The sequence below is a fragment of the Flavobacterium pygoscelis genome, assembly GCF_023162025.1.
Taxonomy (GTDB): domain Bacteria; phylum Bacteroidota; class Bacteroidia; order Flavobacteriales; family Flavobacteriaceae; genus Flavobacterium; species Flavobacterium pygoscelis.
Map to the genome: position 1 here is coordinate 1 of NZ_JALNUB010000041.1, position 485 is coordinate 485.

General features: G+C 32.2%; 1 protein-coding gene. It reads left to right on the forward strand.

All coding sequences use genetic code 11. From position 1 onward, the window contains the following. Window positions 1-137: 137 nt before the first annotated feature. Window positions 138-485 (forward strand): hypothetical protein (locus MW871_RS16285; protein WP_248429439.1); only part of this gene is annotated, 348 nt, incomplete at its 3' end.

Consider the following 485-nt stretch of genomic DNA (forward strand, 5'->3'; position numbering starts at 1 on the left):
GTTATATGTTAATGTTACGAGATATGGAAACCTTAATTTTTCAAAACCTACGAAAAATCTCACAAGAATGGCGATGGATACTGAAATGATGATTCATGATCTCGCGATTTTTCCTTATTTACAACCGTAATTAAGACATGACTAAAAAAATAGTATTATACTTTATATCTAGTATTTGGGTTTTTTTTCTTATATTTTTGATATTTTCTTCCTTTAGATCACCTATCAACCTGCCTCTAAGTCAGCAAATAGTTCTTACTAAAATTCTTCCAGAAGGATGGGGCTTTTTTACACGTGATGCGAGGGAGCCAATTACAAGATTTTATACTGTTTCAGGATTACATCTTAATGAAAAGAGTCTTGTTTGTTCAGGACGTAAGTATTATTTTGGTCTTTCAAGAGATTGCAGATATGAGTATGCTGAAATTGATTACCTTTCTTCACTAAAGCCAGATTCTACTTATGCAATAGGGAAAGGCAAACTA